Here is a 15,576-nt window from a genome sequence, read left to right on the forward strand (position 1 = left end):
CATTTCGCCCGAACGCCTGCGCGCCGATATCAGCGCGATCCCGCGGATCGAAGGCGGCCGGATCAGCGGCCTGACGGTTCGTGGCCAGGGGCAGGGCGTGTTCGCCGCGTCCGGGCTGCGCGACGGCGATGTGGTGACCCAAGTGGGCGGGCGGCCGGTGGCCGGCCCGGCCGATCTCGAGCGTCTGGTGCGTGATGGCGCGCCGGGCGGCAATCTGTCCCTGACGGTGGAGCGCAATGGCCAGTCGCTTCCGCTGACCATTCCGGTATCCCGATGATGCGTATCTCTGTTGTTCGTTCGATGTCGCTGCTTGCCGTGACGCTCGCCGCCGCCACTCCGGCGCTGGCGCAGATCACGCTGAACGTGCGCGATGCCGATATCCGTGCGTTCATCGCCGATGCCGCGAAAGTGACCGGGCGCACCTTCATCATCGACAATCGCGTGCAGGGGAAGGTGACCGTCGTCACCGATCGCCCGCTGTCGCGATCCGAATATCTGGAGGCATTCCTGTCGACGCTGCGCGCTAATGGCCTGGTCGCGGTGCCGGCGGCGAACGGTGCGTTCCGGGTGCAGCCGATCGACAATGCCGCCACCCAGCCCGGCCGGGTCGGGGTCAGCGGCGCGGCGCGCAATCAACTGGTGACGGAGATCGTCCGGCTGCGTTCGATCGACGCGGCTCAGGCGCTCGACACGGTGCGCCCGCTGGTCAGCGCGCAGGGCTCGGTGACCGCCAATCGCGGCGGCAACAGCCTGGTGGTGGTCGACTTCGCCGACAATGTGCGTCGCGTTCGCGAAGTGATCCGCCGGATCGACGCGGACACTTCGTCGACGCGGATCGTCGCGCTGCGCAATGCGCGTGCCTCGGAAGTGGCGACCGCGCTGCAGGGCCTGGTCGCCGGGCAGGGCGGCGCTGGGGCGGGCGCGGTGGGCGGCGTATCGGCGGTGGCGATCGAAAGCTCGAACGCGGTCGCGCTGCGGGGCGACCCGCAGACCGTCGCGCGGCTGGCGGCGCTGGCGCGCGATCTGGATCAGAGTGCGCGCAACGCCACCGAGATCAAGGTGGTATTCCTGGAGAATGCCGACGCGACGCAATTGGTGCCGGTGCTACAGCAGCTGGTCGGCCAGTCGCCCGATGCCATCCAGGAACAGACGCTGTCGCGCGCGGGCCTGAGTTCGTCCAGCACCGGTTCCACCGGGGTCGGCGCGACACCGCAGCCGGCGGCGCGCTCGTCCGCACCGCAGTCGAACCAGCAGCAGCAGCAATCCGGCGGTCAGCCGCAACAGGCCGCGATCACCGGCGAAGGGCGCCGGACCGCCGCGGTGGTGACCCGCTTCGCCGGGGCAAACGCGATCGTGATCGCCGCGCCGGCCGACGTGCAGCGCCAGTTGACCGACGTGATCCAGAAGCTCGACCAGCGCCGTCAGCAAGTGCTGGTGGAGGCGATCGTCGCGGAGGTGTCCGACAGCACGGTGAACCAGCTGGGCGCGCAATTCATCCTCGGCAATCTCGATGGCGGGGCGTTCGCCGCTTCGACTTTCAGCAATTCGGCGCCGAACATCCTGCAGATTGCTGGCGCGATCGGCGCGCGCGAACTGGGCGGGACCACCACCAGCACCACCAGCGGCGGCATCACCACGACGACCACCACCAATAACACCGCCACCGATCAGCTGACGCAATCGGCAATCAGCTCGATCATCGGATCGACCGGCGGCTTCGGCGGCTTTGGCGGACAGATTGGCAGCACGGTGTTCGGCGCGATCATCAATGCGGTGAAGAGCGATACCCAGTCGAACCTGTTGCAGGTGCCGCAGATCATGACGCTCGACAATCAGGAGGCGCATACGCTGGTCGGGCAGGAAGTCCCGATAACCACCGGCGAGGCGCTGTCGAATAATTTCGACAATGCCTTTCGCACGACGCAGCGGCAGAATGTCGGCATCGGCCTCGATGTACGGCCGCAGGTCAATTCCTCGGGCACGATCAAGCTGAATCTGCATCTGGAGGTCAGCTCGATCGCGGGGGCGGTATCGTCGAACAACTCCGATCTGATCCTCAACAAGCGCGAGGTGGAAACGGTGCTGACGGTCGACGATGGGGCGATCGGCGTGATCGGCGGCCTGTTGAGCGACGAGGAACGGCGCACGATCGAGCGGATCCCGTTGCTCAGCGACATTCCGCTGCTGGGCAATCTGTTCAAGTCGAAGGCCAAGACGCGCTCGAAAACCAATCTGATGATCTTCATCCGCCCGACCGTGATCCGCACTGCGGAGGACAATCGCCGGGTGTCGGAACAGCGCTACGGCTATCTGCGGTTGCAGCAGGGCCTGCAGGATCCGCTTAGCGAACCGTCGATCGATACGCTGGTGCGCGACTATATGGGCACCACCCCGCCGCTGCCGCCTGCTGGCCAGCCGGGCAGTATCGAGGATCAGCGGATCGGCGTGCCGGTGTATCGCAACTCGGTCGTCACCATTCCGGGGCGGAGGAAATGATCGTCCGTACCGGCGCGGAAATCGATGCCGCGGCGGATCCGCTGCCGCCGCCGCCCGACGATGCCATTGCGCTGCCGGCCCCGGATGCGATCGTCGTGCCGCCGGTCGCGCTGCCTTATGGCTTCGCACGAAAGTTCGGCGTGGTGCTCGACGGCGATCGGGTGGCGTTGCGTGAGGGGAGCGATCCCCGCGCGCTGATCGAGGTGCGGCGGGTGATGGGGCGGGCGTTCGACATCGTGGTCGTCGCGCCCGCTGAGTTCGATCGGTTGCTGTCGGATCATTACGCGATGGACGGTCAGGCGACCGCCGCCGCCGCCGTGGGGATGGGCGACGAGCTGGATCTGCTGGCGGAGGGACTGCCGACCGCGGAGGATCTGCTCGACACCGCCGATGATGCGCCCGCGATCCGGCTGATCAACGGCATCATCGCGGATGCGGCGCGCAACGGCGTGTCGGACATCCATATCGAGCCGTATGAAACCGGGCTGGTGGTGCGGATGCGCATTGACGGCGTGCTGCGTGAGACGCTGCGCATGCCGCCACATGTCGCGCCGGTGGTGGTGAGCCGTATCAAGGTGATGGCGCGGCTGGACATCGCGGAACGGCGCGTGCCGCAGGACGGGCGCATGGGGCTGACGCTGGGGGGCAAGTTGCTCGACGTGCGCGTCTCGACGCTGCCCAGCCGCGCGGGCGAGCGGGTGGTGCTGCGTATCCTCGACAAGGAAAACGCCGGAATCGACCTCGACGCGCTGGGCATGACGCCCGCGATGTATGCGCTGTTGCGCGAGGCGATCGGCGAGCCGAACGGGATCGTGCTCGTCACCGGGCCGACCGGCAGCGGCAAGACCACCTCGCTTTATGCCGCGTTGCGCCTGCTGAACGACGGCAGCCGCAATATCCTGACGGTCGAGGACCCGGTCGAATATGCGGTGGAGGGAGTTGGCCAGACGCAGGTCAATCCGAAAGTCGGGCTGACGTTTGCGGCGGGGTTGCGCGCGATCCTGCGGCAGGACCCCGATGTGGTGATGATCGGCGAGATCCGCGACCGCGAGACCGCCGAGATCGCGGTCCAGGCATCGCTGACGGGGCATCTGGTGCTGTCGACGGTGCACACCAACGACGCGGTCGGGGCGATCACCCGCATGCGCGACATGAAGGTGGAACCGTTCCTGCTGGCCAGCACGTTGCGGGCGGTGATCGCGCAGCGGCTGGTGCGTCGCTTGTGTCCGGCGTGCCGTCGCGCGGTGCCGGCGAGCGAGACGGTCGCGCCGTTGCTGGGCGTCGATCCCGCGGCGACGGTCTATGAGGCGGTGGGCTGCGAGCAATGCAATCGCACCGGCTTTCGCGGCCGGATCGGCGTGTTCGAGGGGGTGCGCGTCGACGCGACGATCCGTCGGCTGATCAACGAGGGCGGTGACGAGGATGCGATCGCGCGCCACGCCTTCGCCCAGGGCGATACGCTGGCCAGTGCGGCGCGGCGGCTGGTCGAAACCGGCCAGACGACTGCGGAGGAGGCGATTCGCGTCAGCCGCAGCGAGAATGCCGACGCTGATCCCCCTCGCGCCGGGGAGGCGTGATGGCCGACTTCGACTATGTGGCGATCGATCCGCGTGGCAACGAAGCGCGCGGGCATGTCGCCGCGACCGACATGGATGCGGCGCGCGCGGCGCTGGATCGGCGGCGGCTGTATGTCGTGCGGATCGAGCCGGGCAGCGCGCCGGCGGCGCGCGGCCGACCGCTGTTCGGGCTGGAACTGGGCCGCGCGAAGATGTCGGGCAAGCAACTGACGCTGTTCACGCGCCAGTTGGCGACGCTCAATCGCGTGTCGCCGCTTGAGGAATCGCTGCGCACGATCACCCGGCAGACCGAGCAGGAGAGCGTGCGGACGATCGTCCAGACGGTGCACAGCGGCGTCGTCGAGGGACGGCGGCTGGCGGATGCGATGGCGCGCGAGCCGAAGAGCTTCCCGCCGCTGTACCGGGCGATGGTGGCGGCGGGCGAAAGCTCCGGCACCTTGCCGCAGATCATGGAACGCCTCTCGACGTTACTGGAGCGGCAAGCGGAGATTCGTGGCAAGCTGTTGACCGCAATGGCTTATCCGGCGGTGCTGGCGACGGTGGCGATGGGCGTGGTGATCGCGCTGATGGCGTTCGTCGTGCCGCAGGTGGTGGAGCAATTCGATACCGTGGGCCAGCAATTGCCGCTGCTCACCCGGCTGGTGATCGGCCTGTCCGACGTGCTGGTGCATTGGTGGTGGCTGATGCTGCTGCTGATCGTCGCGGCGGGCGTGGGCGGCTGGGCGGCGCTGCGCCAACCGCCGGTGCGGCTGGCGTTCGACAGCTGGCTGCTGCGCGTGCCGCTGCTGGGGCGCCTGTTGCGCGATCTGCACGCCGCGCGAATGGCACGCACGCTGTCGACGATGGTGGCGAGCCGGCTGCCGTTGCTGGAGGGGCTGACCCTGACGGGCGGCACGATCCACAATCGCCGGCTGAAGCTGGCGTCGGACGAGATTACCGAATCGATCCGCAGCGGCGGCAGCCTGTCGGCGGCGATGCGCCGCGCGGGCGTGTTTCCGCCGCTGCTGGTCTATCTCGCCGCCAGCGGCGAGGCGGCGGGGCGGCTGGACGAGATGCTGGAGCGTGCGGCCGATTATCTGGAGCGGGAATTCGATCGCTTCACCGCCACTGCTTTATCGCTGCTGGAGCCGCTGATCATCGTCGTGATGGGCGCGATCGTGGCGACGATCGTGCTATCGATCCTGTTGCCGATCCTTCAGCTCAACACGCTTGCCGGACAGTGAGAGATATGATGCGTACCCAAGAGAAGAAACGCCAGCGCCCGCGCCGCAATGGCTTCACGCTGGTCGAGTTGATGGTGGTGATCGTCATCATCGGGTTGCTGGCCACGATCGTCGCGCTCAACGTGTTGCCGTCTGGCGATACCGCGCGGGTGCAGAAGGCGAAGGCCGATATCGCGACGATCGAACAGGGGCTCGAACTCTACCGCTTGCAGATCGGCACCTATCCGACGACGACCCAGGGGCTGCAGGCGCTGGTCAGCGCGCCGGCCGGCGCCGACGCGGCCCGTTATCAGGCGGGCGGCTATGTCAAGAAGCTGCCCAAGGATCCGTGGGGCCGCGATTATCTCTATGCCTCGCCCGGTCAGCATGGCCAGGCCGACGTCTGGACGCTGGGCGCCGATGGCAAGGACGGCGGGCAGGGCATCGATGCCGATATCGGGTCGTGGCAATAGGCCGCACCGATGTCGCGCGCTGCGGATCTCGTCCCCTCGAAGCCGACCCGGCACCCCGCCGTCGCGGGTGGGCCGGGGCCGGGCGTATGGCAACGCGGCTTCACGCTGATCGAGCTGATGGTGGTCATCACCGTGATCGGGCTCGCCTCGGCGGCGGCGGTGCTGGCGATGCCGGATTCGCGCGGGCGCCTGATGGACGAGGCAACGCGCTTCGCGGCACGTACCCGCGCGGCGCATGACGCGGCGATCATCGCCGCCCGGCCGGTCAGCCTGTGGGTGACGCCGACCGGCTATGGTTTCGACGAATGGCGCGAGGGGCGCTGGACGCCGCTCGCCGATGGCGCGCTGAAGGTGGAACGTTGGTCCCCCGGCACGGGCGCCAGCGGGCTGACGCGCGAGCGGGTGCTGTTCGACACCACCGGCCTGGCGGATCGCCCGCTGACGCTGACGCTGCTGCGCGAAGGATCGCGTGCCGAGGTGTCGATCACGGCGGACGGTAGCGTTCGTGTCACCGGCTAGGATCGCCCGCGGCGGTACGAGCGCCGGCTTCACGCTGATCGAGATCATGGTCGCGCTGACGGTGTTCAGCCTCGCCGCATTGGCGCTGATCCGGCTGGAGGGGCAGACGATCCGATCGACCGGCGCGGTCACCGCCACGTTGCTGGCGCAGATCGTGGCGCGGAACGTCGCGATCGAGGCGGTCACCGATCCGGTACCGCCACCGCGCGGCCGCACGCAGGGCAGCGAGGTCAACGGTGGCCGCACGTGGAACTGGACGCGCGAGGTCAGGCCGGTCGGCGATGGCGACGTGATGCGCGTCGATGTCGCGGTGGCGGGCGTCGACGGCCGCGTGATCGGGCGGATGACGATGGTCCGCCCCCCCGCCGACCCCACGCTGGTGCGCGGATGACGCCGCCGGCACGCCCCGCGCGAAACGGTTTCACCCTGGTCGAGGTGATGATCGCGCTGATGATCTTCGGGATGATCGCCGCCGCCGGCGTCGCGCTGCTGTCGTTCAGCATTCGCGCCCAGGGGGCGAGCGCGGCGGCGCTGGACGACAGCGCCGCGCTCAACCGGCTGAGCGCGATCATGACCGCCGATCTGGCACAGGCGCAGGACCGCCCGACCCGCGACCAGCGCGGCGTGCTGGTGCCCGCGTTCACCGGCGGCGCGGCCCAGGTGCCGTTGCTTCGACTGGTGCGGGGCGGGTGGAGCAATCCCGACGATGCGCCGCGCGCGGCCCTGCAGAAGGTGGAGTATCGGCTCGACGCGGGGGCGGTGGAGCGGGTGGCCTATCCGGCGCTGGATGGCGCGGCGGCGTTGCCGGCGGCGGTGTTGGTCGATCGCGTGCGCCAGGCGCGGGTGCGTTTCCGTTTCGGGGGGGCGTGGAGTGACACCTGGCAGGGGCAGCCGCGCGCCGCCCTGCCGCAAGCGATGGAATTGATCGTCGTGCGCGATGACGGCCTCAGCTATCGCCTGCTGTTCCTGGTCGGCACCGGCAGCGTGAAGCCGGCCAGCGATCTGGTGCCGAATGGCGGGTGATCGCGGAACGCGACCGGCGCGAGAGCGGGGCGCGGCGCTGCTGACCGTATTGTTGCTGGTCGCGGTGATCGCGGTGATGGCGGCGACCGCGCTGGAGCGGCTGCGGCTGTCGACGCGGCTGACCGCCAATGCGGTCGCGCTGGATGGCGCGCGCGGCTACGCTTATGCGGCCGAGACGCTGGCGACGCAGCGGATCACCGGGCTGCTGCGGCGCGCGACCGATCGAGTCACGCTCGACGGCGGGTGGAGCGGGCGGCCGTTCGGCCTGCCGATCCCCGGCGGCACGGCGGTGGCGCGAGTGACGGATGGCGGCAATTGCTTCAACCTCAACAGCCTGGTGTCGCGCGCGCCCGACGGCCAGTTGATCGCCGATCCGCGCGCCGTGGAGCAATTCGCGCGACTGTTGCGAATATTGCGTATCCCCTCGGCCGAGACGGTCGCACCGTCGGTGGCGGACTGGATCGACAGCGATGACGCGCCGCTCTCCGGCGGAGCCGAGGATCCGGCCTATCGCGGCTATCGCACCGCCGGCGCGCTGGTGGCCGACGTCAGCGAGATCCGCGCGGTGCAGGGCGTCACGCCGGCCACATATCGCGCGATCCGCCCGTGGTTGTGCGCCTTGCCGATCGCGGCGCGCGCACCGCTGAACATCAATACGCTGCGGCCCGATCAGGCCCCGCTGCTGGCGATGCTGCTGCCCACCGGGGCCGGGCTGGAGCAGGCCCGCGGGGCATTGTTGCGGCGCCCGCCGGGTGGCTGGAGCGGGGTCGATCCGCTGTGGAACCTGCTGTCGCTGGGAGGGGGCGGCGCGCCGCCGATGGACGCACGGCAGCAGACCGGGGTGATGACCCGCTGGTTCGCGCTGGCGGTCGATGTGACGAATGGCGACACGGAATTGCACGAGCAGGGACTGATCGACGCGCGGACCCTTCCCGTCCGGCTCGTGACGCGGCAATGGGGGGACGTATCATGACCGTCGCGACGCTCCTGTTCCTGCCCCCCGACGATTCGCAACCATGGCATTGGTGGCGCGTCGACGGTGACGCCGTGGTCGCGGAAGGCGACGGGCTGCCCGATGTCGGGGCGGAGGGCCATGCAAGCGCGGGGGAGGTGATCGCGATCGCCCCGGCGGATGCCGTCACGCTACACTGGGCCGACCTGCCGGCGCGGTCGGCGGCGCAGGCGGCCGCGGCGGCGCGCGTGGTCGTCAGCGACGCGACCGCCGAGCCCGCGCGCGACATGCATGTCGCGGTCGGGGCGGAGCGCGAGGGCGAGCGCGCGATCGCGGTGGTCGCGCCCGGCCGCATGGCGGCGTGGCTGGCGGCGCTGGCACAGCGCGGCGTCGATCCCGCCGTCATGCTCCCCGCGCCGTTGCTGCTGCCCGAGCCGGAGGAAGGCCATGTTCGTGCCGATCTGCCGGGGCAAGGCGTGGTGCGCGGGCGGACGAGCGGCTGGGCCGACGAGGCGCGACTGACCGATCTGGTGACCGGCGGCATTCCCCCGCTGACGCTCGATCGCGGCGTGCTGCATGGTGCGGCGGTGGCGGCGGTGGCCGCGCCTGCGCTCAATCTGCGCCAGGGCATGTTCGCGCGGCGCACGCGGCGGGCGGTCGACTGGCGGCTGGTGCGACGGCTGGGAATCCTGATCGGGCTGATCCTGCTGGCGACGCTGGCGATCGATATGGTGCGGATCATGCGCTACTCGTTCGGTGCGGATTCGCTGGAGGTGCGCGCCGATGCGATCGCGCGCGAGGGGCTGCCGCGCGGCGCGAATGCGAATGACGGCGATGCGCCGCGCATCCTGGCGGATCGGCTGGCGCGGCTGCGCGGCCCGGGGCAGGGGTTCACCCGCACTACCGCCGCCATCTATCAGGTGGTGCAGGCGATGCCCGACAGCGAGGTGACTGGCGTGCAGTTCGAGCCCAACGGATCGCTGCGCGTATCGCTTTCGGTGCCCGGCGAGACACAGGCGAATGCGATCAAGTCGCGGCTGGCAAATGCCGGCTTTACGGTCGAATCGAGCGTCTTCGCGCAAGTGAACGGCCGGTTGGCCGGTGACATGACGGTGCGGCCATGAACGAGCTGCGGCGCTGGTTCGAGGCGCGATCGCTGCGCGAGCGGCGACTGCTGCTGGCGATGCTGGGATTGGCGGCGGTGACATTGGTATGGGCCGGAGTGATCCTGCCGGTGCGCAATGGCCTGTCCGCCTCGCGGGAGCGCTATACCGAGGCGGTGGTGCGGCTGGGCAGCGCCCAGGCGGCGCTGACGCAGGTGAAGGCGATCCAGCGGCGGCAGCTGCAACCGCTCAACGGCCTGTTGCCCGATGTCGTCCGCGCGCGCGCCGCGGGAGCGAGCCTGACCCTCGCCAGCCTCGACGTCGAATCGCCCGATCGCGTGCGAGCGACGATCACCAGCGCGCGCGCCGGTGCGATCATGGGGTGGATCGCCGGGCTGGAGGGCGAGGGCGTGCTGGTCGATTCGCTGACCGTTTCGCCCGCCGGCGGCAATCTGGTGTCAGCGCAGATGACGCTGACGACACGGGGGAATTGATGCGCATTCGCCTGGCCACCGGTCGTCGTGCCTTATTTCTGGCGATGTTCGCGCTGGCGATGCTGGCGTTCCTGCCGATGCGGCTCGCGCTCGGCTTCGCCGGGCTCGATGCGCAGGGTTTTTCCGCGCGCGAGGTGCGGGGCAGCCTGTGGTCGGGCCGGCTGGTGGAGGCGCGTTTCGGCGATATCGCGCTGGGCGACCTTGACGCCGGCGTATCGCCACTGGCGTTGCTGATCGGCCGCGCACGGATCGCCCTGCAGGGTGAGAGCGCCGATCCGGCGCAGCGCCTGGCGGGCGTGGTGGAGATCGCGCGGCATCGCGCCGCGATCATCGGTGCGCGGGGCGCGTTGACGCCGGGCAACGCCTTCGCCCCGCTGCCGGTGACCGCGCTCGATTTGGACGATGTGACGGTGCGTTTCGTCGACGGCGCCTGCGACGCGGCGGACGGGCGGGTGCGCGCGACGATCACGGGCAGCTGGCTGGGTCAGCCGTTGCCGGGCTCGGTCAGCGGCTCCGCCCGGTGCGATGCCGGCGCGTTGTTGCTGCCGTTGAGCAGTGGCGCGGGCGAGGGGGTGGCGCTGCGGCTGTGGCCGGATGGCCGCTATCGCGCCGAACTGTCGCTGGTGCCGAGCGATCCGGTCGTCGCCGGGCGGCTCGACGCGGCCGGCTTCGTCACGCGCGGCGCGACCCGCATGCTGGCGGTGGAAGGTCGCTTCTGAACGGCTTGACGGCGGGGGCATGCGCCCGCTAGGGGCACGGCCTTCGCGGCGATCGTAGCTCAGTTGGTTAGAGCATCGGTTTGTGGTACCGAGGGTCGCGGGTTCAAGTCCCGTCGATCGCCCCACTCTCCCTCTTCGTGCCAGTCGTCCAAGCCGGTCGGCGGGGGGCGGCTTTAGGGCTGGCCAAGCGCGCGCAACAATAATATTGCGTCTGTCCGACATAATGTTTTGCGCGCGTGGGGAATGCGATGACCTCGATCTGGAATTATCCCGATTTCGACGCTCATGAGGGCGTCCATCTGTTCGCCGATCCGGCGTCGGGCCTGAAGGCGGTGATCGCGGTTCATTCCACGGCGCGCGGCCCGGCGGCTGGCGGGGTCCGCTTCTGGCATTACGCCGATGATTCGCAGGCCATCACCGACGCGCTGCGCCTGTCGCGCGGGATGAGCTACAAGAACGCCATGGCCGGGCTCGATTTGGGCGGCGGCAAGGGCGTCGTGCTGGCATCGCGCCCGGGTGAGGTGATTTCCGAGGACCGGCTGGTCGCGTTCGGCCGCGCGGTCGAATCGCTGGGCGGCCGTTATGTCACCGCCGAGGATGTCGGCATGTCCGAGGCGCGGATGAAGGTGATCGCCGGCCAGACCCGCTACGTGTCCGGCCTGCCGGTGTCGCAGGGCGCGGCGGGCGGTGATCCGGGTCCCTATACCGCGCATGGCGTGTATCTGGGGGTCAAGGCGGCGGCGCGACGCGGCCTGCGCACCGACGACATGAAGGGGGTTCGCGTCGCGATCCAGGGGACCGGCTCGGTCGGCGGTGGACTGGCGCGGTTGCTGGCGAAGGACGGCGCGGTGCTGACGATTGCCGATGTCGATCAGGCGCGCGCTGAGGAGCTGGCGTCCGAGATCGGCGCCGCCACCATGTCGCCGCAGGACATCCTTACCGCGGATGTCGACATCGTCAGCCCGAACGCGCTGGGCGCGATCCTCACCGAGCGGACGATCGCGTCGCTGAAGGCGCGGATCGTCGCGGGCGGCGCGAACAATCAGCTCGCCACGCGCGAGGATGGGCAGCGGCTGCACGACGCGGGCATCGTCTATGCGCCTGACTATGTCATCAACGCGGGCGGGATCATCAATGTCGGTCTCGAATATCTCGGTCATGGCGACGAGGCCGAGGTGATGGCACGGATCGCGCAGATCCCGGGCCGTCTCGACCAGATATGGGACGAGGCGGAGGAGAGCGGCGATCCCACAGCCGAAGTAGCCGACCGGATCGCGCGACGGCTGATCGGACGATAGACGCAAGGCCGGGGGCGGCGGCCGGCCGCCCGTGTGGCCGAATACGCCGCCCGGCATCCGGGGGGATGACGAACGCCTCCACCTCGCTTATCGCCTGTCGCCGTGGCCACCCTGCACGCCTTCGCCAATCCAGCCCGATTTCTGCGGATCGCACGTCCATTGACGCCGGCGTTGCTGTGCGCCGGGGTGGTGTTGATCGCGATCGGCTGCTGGGCGGGGCTGACGCAGACCCCGGCGGACTATCTGCAGGGTGAGACGGTGCGCATCCTTTACATTCACGTGCCCGCCGCGTGGCTGGGCATGGGTGGATGGAGCGGGGTCGCGGTCAGCAGCATCGTTTATCTCGTGTGGCGACATCCGCTGGCCGAGATCGCCGCGCGGGCGATCGCGCTGCCGGGCGCGACCTTCGCCGCCCTGTGCCTGGTAACGGGCTCGATCTGGGGTCGGCCGACCTGGGGCACGTGGTGGCAATGGGACGGCCGGCTGACCTCGATGCTGCTGCTGTTCTTCGTCTATCTCGGTTTCATCGCGCTGTCGCAGGCGGATCGGGATCGCGCTGGCGACGGGCGTATTCCGGCGCTGTATGGCGTCGCGGGTACGGTCCTGCTGCCGATCATCCGCTATTCGGTGATCTGGTGGAACACGCTGCACCAGGGGCCGAGCATCGGGCTGACCGGCTCGTCGATCGACCGGACGCTGCTATGGCCGCTGCCGATCACGACGCTGGGCTTCACGCTGCTGTTCGGTGCGATCGTGCTGATGCGGATGCGGGCGATGCTGGCGCGCGCCAAGGCCGAGGCGCGGCTGCGGCGAAAGGCACGCGCATGAACCAATGGGCGTTCGTCGCCGCCGCTTACGCGATCACGCTGGTGGGTGCGGCGGTGATCACGGGCTGGGCGTGGGTCGCGATGCGAAAGGCGGAGCGGTGACCGCGAAGAATCAGCGGCTGACGCTGGCGGCGCTGGCGGTGCTGGCGATCGCCGCCGCCGCGCTGCTGGCGCTGTCCGGGCTGAAGGATCAGGCGGCGTTCTTCTATGCGCCGTCAGACGTGGCGGGAGCGGTGCCGCCTCCGGACAAGGCCGTCCGCCTGGGTGGCATGGTGCAGCGTGGATCGATCCGGCGCGCCGCCGACGGCGTGTCGCTGCGATTCGTCGTCACTGATGGCAAGGCGACCACGCCGGTGGTTTTCAGCGGGATCGCCCCGGACCTGTTCCGCGAAGGGTCTGGCGTCGTCGCGGAGGGGCATTTCCAACGCGACGCCTCGTTCGTCGCCACCAACCTGCTCGCCAAGCACGACGAGAAATATATGCCGCCGCAAATGGCCGGGAAAATGCACGAAACCAAGACGCTGGAGGGACAGTGATGGGTTTTGTCGCGCTGGCGATGCTTGGCGCCGCGGCATTCGGCGCGATGGCGTGGCTCGGTATTCGGCGCGCCTTGTGGTCGACGATCGGGGCCGCGCTGTTCCTCGGCGCGACCGGCTACGCATGGCAGGGGCGGCCGCTGCTGGCGGCGGCGCCGGTGGAACATCGCGCCGCCAGCGTGACGATCGATCCGGAGGCGACCGCGCTGCGCAATCGCCTGCTCGGACAGTTCACGCAGGATACCGCCTATCTGATCGCGGCGGACGCGATGACGCGCGCGGGCGATACCAGCAGTGCCGCGCGCGCGATCCTGGGAGGGCTGTCGCGGCTGCCGCGCAGCTTCATCCTGTGGACCTGGGCGGGTGTGACGCTGTCGGCGGATGCCGGGGATCAGATGTCTCCACCAGCGCTGCTGGCCTTTCGACAGGCGATGCGACTCGCGCCCGATCATCCCGCGCCGCCCTTCTATATGGGGCTTACCTACATCCGTGCCGGGCAGCTGGCGGAGGCGCGACCGTTCTGGCGTCGGGCCGTGAACCTGTCGGCGCCGGGCAGCGACTATCAGCGCGAAATTGCATTGCGGCTGGCGCTGCTCGAACGGTTGCTGGCCATGCAATCCGAGCGTGCCTCCGCGCCGTCATCGCCCCGGTGAGGGGATGATGGAGCGGAGGGCGCCGATTCAATTTCCCCGCCCGGTCTTTTCTTGCAGGGCATCGATTCGTTTCGAGGCATCGGCCTTGCTGAGCGACTCGTCAAAGGCCTCGCCGGCCTCCTCGCTCAACGTCTTCAGATAGCTTGCTTGTGCGCCGGTCATCGGTTCATCGCCCGTCGTCCAGTCATCGGGATCCTTCTCGGCGTTGGAGAAGGGTTGGCTTTTCGGATTGGCATCGCTCATCGAAGATCCTTTCACGGCGGCAACGTCGTCGTTCGATATTTGTTCCTCGTTGCGGGGCATTCAGGTAAGTGCTAGGCGCGCGCTCATTATGGGGATCACAGCGGGCGGATATGCCGTGACGACGGTCGAAGACGGCCGACCCGGCATCACGCCGGTGCGCACGATCGTGTGTTCGGATCATTCTCGTTCGGGCACCCGAGCGTGAGCGTCACCGCTGCTGGCGAGGAGGCGAACGTCCCCGTCGCTCCGCCGACCACGGCGCATCACGGACGTCAGGGGCTTACCGCGCTGGCGGTGGGGGCGATCGGCGTCGTTTACGGCGATATCGGCACCAGCCCGCTGTACGCGATGAAGGAGGTGTTCGTCGGGCACCATCCGCTCACGGTAGATCGTCTGCATATCTTCGGCGTCGTCAGCCTGATGTTCTGGTCGCTGATGCTGATCGTTACGCTGAAATACGTGCTGATCATCCTGCGTGCCGACAATAATGGCGAGGGCGGCAGCCTGGCGCTGCTGGCGCTGATCCAGCGGCGATCCGGCGCGGGCAAACGCTGGGGCCCCAGCCTGGTGATGCTCGGCGTCGTCGCTACCGCGCTGTTTTTCGGCGATTGCATGATCACCCCGGCGATTTCGGTCCTCTCGGCGGTGGAGGGGCTGGCGACTGTTGAGCAGGGCTTCGATTCGTTCGTCCTGCCGATCGCGGTGACGATCCTGATCGCGCTCTTCTATCTGCAATCGATCGGCACCGCGAAGGTGGGCCGGCTGTTCGGCCCAATCATGCTGGTCTATTTTGCGACGCTGGCGGTGTTGGGTGTCTATCACATCATCGCCCGCCCGGACGTGCTCCAGGCGCTCAACCCGATCTGGGCGGTGCGTTTCGCCGCCAACGACGGTCGGCTGGCATTTCTGGCGCTGGGGTCGGTGGTGCTGGCGGTGACCGGCGCCGAGGCGCTCTACGCCGACATGGGGCATTTCGGACGCAAGCCGATCTCCTATGCCTGGCTTGGCTTCGTGCTGCCCGCGCTGATGGTCAATTATCTCGGGCAGGGGGCGTTGCTGCTGAAAAACCCCGCTGCCGCGGCCAATCCGTTCTTCCTGATGGCGCCCGAAGACTGGCGCCTGCCGCTCGTCATTCTCGCCACGATGGCCACCGTGATCGCCAGCCAGGCGGTCATCACCGGCGCGTATTCGGTGGTGCAGCAAGCGGTGCAGCTGGGCCTCATGCCGCGGATCCGCATTACCCATACCAGCGCGTCGGAGGCGGGACAGATCTACATCCCGGCCGCCAACTGGGCGCTGATGGTAATGGTGCTGCTGCTGGTGTTCGGCTTCGGCGAATCGTCCAATCTCGCCGCCGCTTATGGTATTGCGGTGACGGGCACGATGTTCATCTCCACCTGCATGGTCGGCGTGTTGATCCGGCGCGTGTGGCAATGGCCAATCTGGTCGGTCGCGCTGTTC

General features: G+C 68.9%; 18 protein-coding genes and 1 tRNA gene. 18 read left to right on the top strand and 1 reads right to left on the bottom strand.

Annotation, left to right across the window (positions count from 1 at the left end):
* From ACFDSW_RS05820 to ACFDSW_RS05900, 17 genes are all read left to right on the top strand, one after another.
* On the top strand, nucleotides 1–277 hold a 277-nt coding region (locus ACFDSW_RS05820), incomplete at its 5' end, for a PDZ domain-containing protein (protein ID WP_375249337.1).
* Nucleotides 277–2,496 carry a type II secretion system secretin GspD gene (gene gspD, locus ACFDSW_RS05825; RefSeq protein WP_375249358.1) on the top strand — a complete coding sequence of 740 codons (2,220 nt, stop codon included), beginning with the start codon at nucleotides 277–279 and terminating at the stop codon, nucleotides 2,494–2,496. The genes ACFDSW_RS05820 and gspD, both read left to right, overlap by 1 nt.
* A complete protein-coding gene (locus ACFDSW_RS05830; protein ID WP_375249338.1) occupies nucleotides 2,493–4,073 on the top strand; it encodes a GspE/PulE family protein in 1,581 nt (526 codons plus the stop codon). The genes gspD and ACFDSW_RS05830 overlap by 4 nt, the downstream gene beginning before the upstream one ends.
* Nucleotides 4,073–5,296 carry a type II secretion system inner membrane protein GspF gene (gspF, locus tag ACFDSW_RS05835; protein WP_375249339.1) on the top strand — a complete coding sequence of 408 codons (1,224 nt, stop codon included), beginning with the start codon at nucleotides 4,073–4,075 and terminating at the stop codon, nucleotides 5,294–5,296. The genes ACFDSW_RS05830 and gspF overlap by 1 nt, the downstream gene beginning before the upstream one ends.
* Before the next feature lie 8 nt (nucleotides 5,297–5,304).
* Nucleotides 5,305–5,748: a type II secretion system major pseudopilin GspG gene (gene gspG / locus ACFDSW_RS05840; protein ID WP_375249359.1), complete on the top strand. Its 444-nt coding sequence runs from the start codon at nucleotides 5,305–5,307 to the stop codon at nucleotides 5,746–5,748.
* Nucleotides 5,749–5,757: 9 nt separating this feature from the next.
* Entirely contained in the window at nucleotides 5,758–6,267 is a 510-nt protein-coding gene (locus ACFDSW_RS05845; RefSeq protein WP_375249340.1) for a GspH/FimT family pseudopilin, read from the top strand.
* Nucleotides 6,254–6,658, top strand: coding sequence for a type II secretion system minor pseudopilin GspI (gene gspI / locus ACFDSW_RS05850; protein WP_375249341.1), 405 nt, complete (start codon nucleotides 6,254–6,256; stop codon nucleotides 6,656–6,658). The genes ACFDSW_RS05845 and gspI overlap by 14 nt, the downstream gene beginning before the upstream one ends.
* Entirely contained in the window at nucleotides 6,655–7,290 is a 636-nt protein-coding gene (gspJ, locus tag ACFDSW_RS05855; RefSeq protein WP_375249342.1) for a type II secretion system minor pseudopilin GspJ, read from the top strand. The genes gspI and gspJ overlap by 4 nt, the downstream gene beginning before the upstream one ends.
* Nucleotides 7,280–8,263 (top strand): type II secretion system minor pseudopilin GspK, encoded by a 984-nt coding sequence (gspK, locus tag ACFDSW_RS05860; protein ID WP_375249343.1) that lies wholly within the window; start codon nucleotides 7,280–7,282, stop codon nucleotides 8,261–8,263. The genes gspJ and gspK overlap by 11 nt, the downstream gene beginning before the upstream one ends.
* Nucleotides 8,260–9,366, top strand: coding sequence for a type II secretion system protein GspL (gene gspL, locus ACFDSW_RS05865; RefSeq protein ID WP_375249344.1), 1,107 nt, complete (start codon nucleotides 8,260–8,262; stop codon nucleotides 9,364–9,366). Before gspK ends, gspL begins: the two co-directional genes overlap by 4 nt.
* The gene (gspM, locus tag ACFDSW_RS05870; protein ID WP_375249345.1) at nucleotides 9,363–9,839 is read left to right on the top strand and encodes a type II secretion system protein GspM; all 477 of its coding nucleotides are present in this window, start codon (nucleotides 9,363–9,365) and stop codon (nucleotides 9,837–9,839) included. Before gspL ends, gspM begins: the two co-directional genes overlap by 4 nt.
* The gene (gene gspN, locus ACFDSW_RS05875) at nucleotides 9,839–10,558 is read left to right on the top strand and encodes a type II secretion system protein N (protein WP_375249346.1); all 720 of its coding nucleotides are present in this window, start codon (nucleotides 9,839–9,841) and stop codon (nucleotides 10,556–10,558) included. Before gspM ends, gspN begins: the two co-directional genes overlap by 1 nt.
* A 48-nt stretch (nucleotides 10,559–10,606) precedes the next feature.
* Nucleotides 10,607–10,683 (top strand) — tRNA-His (locus ACFDSW_RS05880).
* 123 nt (nucleotides 10,684–10,806) lie between these two features.
* Nucleotides 10,807–11,856, top strand: a complete 1,050-nt coding sequence (locus ACFDSW_RS05885) for a Glu/Leu/Phe/Val dehydrogenase (protein WP_375249347.1) — start codon at nucleotides 10,807–10,809, stop codon at nucleotides 11,854–11,856.
* Between the two features lie 102 nt (nucleotides 11,857–11,958).
* A complete protein-coding gene (gene ccmC, locus ACFDSW_RS05890) occupies nucleotides 11,959–12,684 on the top strand; it encodes a heme ABC transporter permease CcmC (RefSeq protein ID WP_375249348.1) in 726 nt (241 codons plus the stop codon).
* Between the two features lie 97 nt (nucleotides 12,685–12,781).
* On the top strand, nucleotides 12,782–13,219 hold the full coding sequence (ccmE, locus tag ACFDSW_RS05895) for a cytochrome c maturation protein CcmE (RefSeq protein WP_375249349.1): 438 nt from the start codon (nucleotides 12,782–12,784) through the stop codon (nucleotides 13,217–13,219).
* Nucleotides 13,219–13,872, top strand: coding sequence for a tetratricopeptide repeat protein (locus tag ACFDSW_RS05900; protein ID WP_375249360.1), 654 nt, complete (start codon nucleotides 13,219–13,221; stop codon nucleotides 13,870–13,872). Before ccmE ends, ACFDSW_RS05900 begins: the two co-directional genes overlap by 1 nt.
* A 27-nt stretch (nucleotides 13,873–13,899) precedes the next feature.
* Here ACFDSW_RS05900 and ACFDSW_RS05905 read toward each other — a convergent pair whose 3' ends face one another.
* The gene (locus tag ACFDSW_RS05905) at nucleotides 13,900–14,115 is read right to left on the bottom strand and encodes a DUF3072 domain-containing protein (RefSeq protein WP_375249350.1); all 216 of its coding nucleotides are present in this window, start codon (nucleotides 14,113–14,115) and stop codon (nucleotides 13,900–13,902) included.
* Nucleotides 14,116–14,316: 201 nt separating this feature from the next.
* Between ACFDSW_RS05905 and ACFDSW_RS05910 the strand changes: the two genes are divergently transcribed.
* On the top strand, nucleotides 14,317–15,576 hold a 1,260-nt coding region (locus ACFDSW_RS05910), incomplete at its 3' end, for a potassium transporter Kup (RefSeq protein ID WP_375249351.1).

This window comes from Sphingomonas sp. (assembly GCF_042091075.1).
Taxonomy (GTDB): domain Bacteria; phylum Pseudomonadota; class Alphaproteobacteria; order Sphingomonadales; family Sphingomonadaceae; genus Sphingomonas.

Coding starts and splice junctions, on each gene's coding strand:
- gspD (WP_375249358.1), top strand. CDS start 277: ATGCGTATCTCTGTTGTTCGTTCGATGTCGCTGCTTGCCGTGACGCTC.
- ACFDSW_RS05830 (WP_375249338.1), top strand. CDS start 2,493: ATGATCGTCCGTACCGGCGCGGAAATCGATGCCGCGGCGGATCCGCTG.
- gspF (WP_375249339.1), top strand. CDS start 4,073: ATGGCCGACTTCGACTATGTGGCGATCGATCCGCGTGGCAACGAAGCG.
- gspG (WP_375249359.1), top strand. CDS start 5,305: ATGCGTACCCAAGAGAAGAAACGCCAGCGCCCGCGCCGCAATGGCTTC.
- ACFDSW_RS05845 (WP_375249340.1), top strand. CDS start 5,758: ATGTCGCGCGCTGCGGATCTCGTCCCCTCGAAGCCGACCCGGCACCCC.
- gspJ (WP_375249342.1), top strand. CDS start 6,655: ATGACGCCGCCGGCACGCCCCGCGCGAAACGGTTTCACCCTGGTCGAG.
- gspK (WP_375249343.1), top strand. CDS start 7,280: ATGGCGGGTGATCGCGGAACGCGACCGGCGCGAGAGCGGGGCGCGGCG.
- gspL (WP_375249344.1), top strand. CDS start 8,260: ATGACCGTCGCGACGCTCCTGTTCCTGCCCCCCGACGATTCGCAACCA.
- gspM (WP_375249345.1), top strand. CDS start 9,363: ATGAACGAGCTGCGGCGCTGGTTCGAGGCGCGATCGCTGCGCGAGCGG.
- gspN (WP_375249346.1), top strand. CDS start 9,839: ATGCGCATTCGCCTGGCCACCGGTCGTCGTGCCTTATTTCTGGCGATG.
- ACFDSW_RS05885 (WP_375249347.1), top strand. CDS start 10,807: ATGACCTCGATCTGGAATTATCCCGATTTCGACGCTCATGAGGGCGTC.
- ACFDSW_RS05900 (WP_375249360.1), top strand. CDS start 13,219: ATGGGTTTTGTCGCGCTGGCGATGCTTGGCGCCGCGGCATTCGGCGCG.
- ACFDSW_RS05905 (WP_375249350.1), bottom strand. CDS start 14,115: ATGAGCGATGCCAATCCGAAAAGCCAACCCTTCTCCAACGCCGAGAAG.